The organism is Brevundimonas sp., assembly GCF_031082345.1.
Classification (GTDB): Bacteria; Pseudomonadota; Alphaproteobacteria; order Caulobacterales; family Caulobacteraceae; genus Brevundimonas.
This window is the reverse complement of record NZ_JAVHLH010000001.1, coordinates 33606-39002: the sequence shown is the minus strand read 5'-3', so window position 1 is coordinate 39002 and position 5397 is coordinate 33606. Positions and strand designations below refer to the sequence as shown.

At 67.5% G+C, this 5397-nt stretch carries 8 protein-coding genes; 3 read left to right on the top strand and 5 right to left on the bottom strand.

All coding sequences use genetic code 11. The annotated features are described in order from the left end of the window. Positions 1–1418 (bottom strand): ABC transporter ATP-binding protein (locus RDU12_RS00240; RefSeq protein WP_308683941.1); only part of this gene is annotated, 1418 nt, incomplete at its 3' end. A 200-nt stretch (positions 1419–1618) separates the two neighbouring features. On the opposite strand from RDU12_RS00240, the gene RDU12_RS00235 reads away from it, so the two are divergent. The 3 genes from RDU12_RS00235 to RDU12_RS00225 all read left to right on the top strand — a co-directional run bounded on the left by RDU12_RS00235 (position 1619) and on the right by RDU12_RS00225 (position 3850). Further along, positions 1619–1837 carry a hypothetical protein gene (locus RDU12_RS00235; RefSeq protein ID WP_300292085.1) on the top strand — a complete coding sequence of 73 codons (219 nt, stop codon included), beginning with the start codon at positions 1619–1621 and terminating at the stop codon, positions 1835–1837. Between the two features lie 736 nt (positions 1838–2573). Next, positions 2574–3119 (top strand): hypothetical protein, encoded by a 546-nt coding sequence (locus RDU12_RS00230; protein WP_300292087.1) that lies wholly within the window; start codon positions 2574–2576, stop codon positions 3117–3119. A 65-nt stretch (positions 3120–3184) separates the two neighbouring features. Beyond that, positions 3185–3850: a tyrosine-protein phosphatase gene (locus RDU12_RS00225; protein ID WP_300292089.1), complete on the top strand. Its 666-nt coding sequence runs from the start codon at positions 3185–3187 to the stop codon at positions 3848–3850. 4 nt (positions 3851–3854) lie between these two features. Here RDU12_RS00225 and RDU12_RS00220 read toward each other — a convergent pair whose 3' ends face one another. The 4 genes from RDU12_RS00220 to RDU12_RS00205 all read right to left on the bottom strand — a co-directional run. After that, positions 3855–4085: a hypothetical protein gene (locus RDU12_RS00220; RefSeq protein WP_308683940.1), complete on the bottom strand. Its 231-nt coding sequence runs from the start codon at positions 4083–4085 to the stop codon at positions 3855–3857. After that, complete coding sequence (locus RDU12_RS00215) at positions 4082–4303, bottom strand: hypothetical protein (RefSeq protein ID WP_300293473.1); 222 nt, start codon at positions 4301–4303, stop codon at positions 4082–4084. The genes RDU12_RS00220 and RDU12_RS00215 overlap by 4 nt, the downstream gene beginning before the upstream one ends. A 65-nt stretch (positions 4304–4368) precedes the next feature. Beyond that, entirely contained in the window at positions 4369–4620 is a 252-nt protein-coding gene (locus RDU12_RS00210) for a DUF4170 domain-containing protein (RefSeq protein WP_300293472.1), read from the bottom strand. Between the two features lie 26 nt (positions 4621–4646). After that, the coding region (locus tag RDU12_RS00205) for a 3'(2'),5'-bisphosphate nucleotidase CysQ (RefSeq protein ID WP_308683939.1) at positions 4647–5397 on the bottom strand (751 nt) is incomplete at its 5' end.

Genomic DNA, 5397 nt, shown 5'->3' with positions numbered 1-5397 from the left:
GCCTCGATCTCGGCCTGGGTCGCGCCCGGCCGGCCGTAGGCGATGTTGGCGGCGAGGGTGTCGTCGAACAGGAAGGGCTCCTGGGTCACCAGGGCGATGCGCGCGCGCAGGTCGTGCAGCTTCAGCTCGCGGATGTCGCGGCCGTTGAGGGTCACGGCGCCGGCGGTGACGTCATAGAAGCGCGGCAGCAGGCTGAGGATGGTCGACTTGCCGCCGCCCGAGGGGCCGACGAGGGCGACGGTCTCGCCGGGCGCGATGGTCAGAGAGACGTCGGACAGGGTCGGGGCGCCGCCCTGGGCGGCCGGGGCGTAGGCGAAGCTGACGTGGTCGAGGGCGACGGTGACCGGGCCGTGGGGCAGGGCCGCGGCGTCGGGGGCCTCGCGGATCTCGGGCTGGATGTCGAGGGCGCCGAACAGGCGGCGGGCGGCGGTCAGGCCCTCGGCCATCACCGTCTGCAGGTTGGTGACCTGGCGCAGCGACTGGCCGGCGGCCATCAGCAGGCCGATGTAGGCGGCGAAGGCGCCCACGCTCATGGCCCCTTCGCGGGCGCGCCAGCCGGCGTAGGCCATGACGGCGGCGACCACGAACATGGCCACCAGATTGCTCAGCGGCCCGGCGAAGGCGCGGCTGTCGGCGGACTTGATGACGTGGCGCTGGCGGCGGCCGACGACCTCGCCGACGCGGGCCTCCTCGGCCGCCTCGCGGTTCTCGATCTTGATCAGGCGGACGCCGTCGAGGTTCTCCATCAGGGCGGTGGAGAGGTTGGAGGTCTCGACCATGGCCCCGGTGGTGGCCTTGCGCATCCGCTTGCCGAAGCGACGGATGACGAAGGCGATCAGCGGCGCGCCGAGCAGCACGATCAGGGTCAGCCGCCAGTCGATCCAGGCCATGTAGGCCAGCACCGCGACCAGGGTCAGGGCGTGCTGGGTGTAGTTGACCACCCCCTGGGTGAAAGCCTCGCGGACCAGATTGGCGTCAAACAGCACCGAGGAGACGAAGCCGCCGGAGTGCTGGGCGCGCAGCCGGGCGAGGTCGGCGCGAATCATTGAGCCGAACAGCTTGATCTGGATGTCGCCGACGATGCCGTGGCCGAGCCGGTTGACGAGGGCGGCCTGGCCGAGGGCGGCGGCGGTCCAGATCAGGCCGGCGCCGATGATGATCAGGGGGATGGCCGTCAGGGCCTGACCGGGCGGCACGGTGAAGACGTACCAGATGGTCACCGCCTCGCCGAGGAACAGGCCGTTGATGGCCGGCTCGAGCAGCTGCAGCACGGTGGCGGCCATGACGCCGACGACGGCGGCGCAGGCGATCGAGGCGAACAGCGGCGTCCGGTGGTGCGAGAGGTAGTCGCGCCAGATGCGGGCCAGCAGCGGGCGGAGCGGCTCTTTCTCGTCAGCGGCGGGCGCGGGCGTCGTCATCGGTCCGAGGTCGGACGGGATGGGGGGGAAGTCAAGCGGGGAGGTAGTTCGGTGGTGTCGTAGCAGTATTGGAGACGTTGATAAGGCGCTTGGGCGCTTTCAGCACTGGGGGGATCAACGGAGTTCCCCGGATGCGCCTTTGAAGGGACTGGCATGGGCCGTTTGCCCACTGCTACGCTTCTTCGAAAGAGGAGAGCTCCATGTCGGTCCCACAGAAGATCAACGACTACATCACGGCGATGCGGCCGGCAGCGATCTGCAACAAGTGTCTCGCTGCCGGTGTCGGCCTATCCAACGATACCGCCCATCCTGCGCAGGTGACTGGAGCGCTCGCCACCACGACGGACTTCACGCAGGAGGTGGCGACGTGCTCCCGGTGCAAGCAGGTCAAGAAGGTCATCCGCGCCGCTCGGCCGTGACGGGTCTCCCCCACGAGCCAGCGGGTCGGTTGCCCTAGTGCCCCGGCGACTGGCCCACCGGTGGTTCTTGACCTTGAGCTCTCACCGCCAGATTCTGATTTTCTGATCGGAGGGGTGCGATTGCCAACACCCAAGGTGCCTTTCTCAGAGTCCCAGTGCCAAGAGTTTGTCCGCGCGGCTGACCCTCACCAGTGGCTACTGACAGCCGATAACCTGCACCAGCAGGCCGTGACCCTTTATGAATCGAGAGGTCGTGGCATGCTCACGCTTCGCGTGCCGGGACAGGCACCCGTCACTTGGGATGAAACTCACCGCGCCATCTTTCTACTCGCCGCGTTCGCTCTGGAAAACGCGATCAAGGCCTTCCTAGTTTTCGAACACCCAGGCTACGTCGCTGGCGGGACTCTTGGCCGAGATTTGAAGACCCATAAGCTCGTCGCTCTCAGCAAACTCTCTTCAGAGATACCTTGTCGAGATCGCGACGAATGGGTTCTCGCTGCCTTTGAAGAAGGCAACGAGAGTTGGATGCGATACCCATGTGGTCGGGATGCCAGTCAGATTGAACCCCAAGCCCATATGACGGACCGCCTTTGGAGCGGCTATCGGAGAACGGTTCGGGGGTATGGCCGTAAGCTCAAGCGGCTGCTTCACAAGGGGTGGGTTGGGCCCCACGGACAGGGCGGCTCATGGCAAACGACGTTTGAGTGGTTGGACTAAGGCCACCGAGGAGGTGCTTTTGGCGGAGCTTGAGAGGGCGGCGCATTTTCGCGAAGGCCACATTTTCGACGGCGCGACGGTCCGTCGGGATCTTTGGCAGCTGCTCCGCATCTACCTATCGGAACGCCCATTCACCGAGTTCACGCAACATGAGCTTTATAGAGACGGGTGGGATCAGCCACTCATCGGCCTCGACTCCGAGTTCTCTGAGTACGAGGTCACCCGGATACTGCTCAATACAGCAGTGTCGCTCCGAGTGATCGACGACCGTGATGGTGGGGTGCTTGAGAGGTTCGACGCGTGCGGGGAACTCGTCCCAGAAGTCGGAAGGGCTGAGACTCAGCCACTTTCGCTGAGAGAGGCATGCAACAAGATTTTGCACGCAGATCGGATCAACTACGATGTTGATCGCCTGGACGGCGGAGATGTTCGGCAGGCGGGGCTTTGGCCCATGTTCATGAACCCAACAATCTACCTATACGGAACCTTGAGAGGGCGGCCATGGAAGGCAACGCTTGACGTCATGGCATTTGTCCGTGGCGGCGCGGGCGCCGTGCCGGGGTGATCGGTCTTCGTCCGAAGCGGGTTGTCCCCGTGACCTCCCCGCATTGACCGGCTATCTCCCCTCCCATGCCCCGCTACGACCTCAGCACCCCCGGCGGCCGCTTCCGCGCCAAGTGGGACTACGTCTGGAAGGATCACGCCTTCCTGAGGCGGTGGTTCATGAACGCCCACTGGCTGGGGCCGGATCTGGTGCGGACCAACCAGCCGTCGCCGCGGCAGCTGGCCTACTGGAAGGCGCAGGGCATCAAGACCGTCATCAACCTGCGCGGGGCGCGGGACGAGGCCTATTATGCGCTGGAGAAGGACGCCTGCGAGACACTGGGGCTGACGCTGATCGACGCGCCGTTGGACAGCCGCGATCCGCCGCAGAAGGACCGCATCCACCGGGCGCGCGAGCTGTTCCGGACCATCGACTATCCGGTGCTGATCCACTGCAAGTCGGGGGCGGACCGGGCCGGGATGATGGCGGTGCTGTACCGGCATTTCCATCTCGGCGAGCCGATCTCGGAGGCGATGCGGCAGCTGGACAAGAAATACCTGCACCACCGCGAGGGCCTGACCGGGGTGCTGGACTACACGCTGGAGAAATACCTGAAGGAGGCCGAGCCGGCGGGGATCAGCTTCATCGACTGGATCGACAGCGACGCCTACGACCCGAAGGCGGTCCGGGCCGAGTTCAAGGCCCAGTGGTGGGGGACGCTGCTGACCGAGAAGCTGCTCAGGCGCGAATAGGGATTCAGCCCCACGGGCCGCGCGGCGCCCCGGACGAGGGGGGCGGGCGGTCGCCGCCCTGCTCCGCGGCCAGCTCGGCCTCGCGCCGGGCCTTGCGGTCGGCCTCCCAGCCCCGGAACCAGTGCGTCCAGTTGCGCTCGCCGCGCCAGGCCATCAGCCAGATGACGAGCGCCATCGACAGGAAGATCAGGCTGGCGATTTCCTCGCCGCCGAGGGTGCGGCCGAACAGGGTCAAGGTCGGGGTTCCTGCGGAGGCGGCGCCGACGGCGCGTCCTCGTGGGTGAAGGTCTCGCGCGGGGTCGGAAACTCGCCGGGGGTGACGGGATCGTTCCAGGCGGTGTCGGTTTCCGGCGGTCCGGCGGCGGGCTGATCAGGCTTGCGGCGCGTGGCCCAGACGACGATGCCGGCGCCCAGCACCAGAAGGGCCAGAATGATCAGGGCGGGGGTCAGCATGGGTCTCTCCCGGTCAGACGTGACAGTATGAACTGAAAGCGCGTCACGCGGGGCGAGAGTTCCCGTCAGTGCTCGTGCGCATCCCCGCGCGGATCGATCATCCGGTGCGCGTGCAGGATGAAGAAGCGCATGTGGGCGTTGTCCACCGTCGCCTGGGCGCGGGCCTTCCAGGCCTTGCGGGCCTCCTCGTAGTTGGGGAAGGCGCCGACGAACTCGACCTTCGACAGATCGCGGAACACCGGGGCGTCGAGGTGGCGCAGCTCTCCGCCGATGACGAGGTGGAGCAGCTGGGGGTCGGTGTCGGCGGGCTTGGTCATGGGGCGGCGTCCGGTCAGAAGGGGAACTAGCGGGGCGCGAGGGGAATAGGCGCTGTGCGCCGCACGATCAACGGGTGAAGGGCGGCGGCGCTGCAGACCAGGCTGCTCTGGCGCGGGTCGGGCTGGTTGAAGCGCCAGGCGCCGCCGTGGTGGTCGCTGACCTTGCCGCCCGCCTCATCGACGATCAGGGCCCCGGCGCAGACGTCCCAGTCGCATTTGGGGGTCAGGGCGATGGCGGCGTCGAAGGCCCCGGCGGCGACCAGGGCCATGCGGTAGGCGATGGCGTTGCGCTTCTCGTAGCGCATGGCCGGCCACGGCTCGGGCCAGTGCGGGCCTTCCATCAGCCGGGCGTCGGCGAGCACCGAGGCGTCGTCGAGGTCGGCGGTGTCGGAGGCGGTGATCGGCCGGCCGTTCAGGAAGGCCCCGCCGCCAAGCACGGCGGTGAAGGTCTCGCCCAGGGCGGGGGCGTGGATCACGGCGGCGATCGGGCGGCCGTCCTCGACCACGGCGATGGGAATGCACCACCACGGCTTGCCCTTCATATAGGCGACGGTGCCGTCGATCGGATCGACCACGAAGATGCGGCGCGCGGCCAGGCGGTCGGGAGTGTCGGCGGTCTCCTCGGACAGCCAGCCATGGTCGGGACGGGCGCCGAGCAGGGTCTCGCGGAGCAGCCGGTCAACAGCCATGTCGGCCGAGGTGACGGGCGAGCCGCCCGGCTTGGACCAGATCTTCAGCCCGGCCTCGCGCTCGGCCAGCGCCAGATCGCCGGCGGCG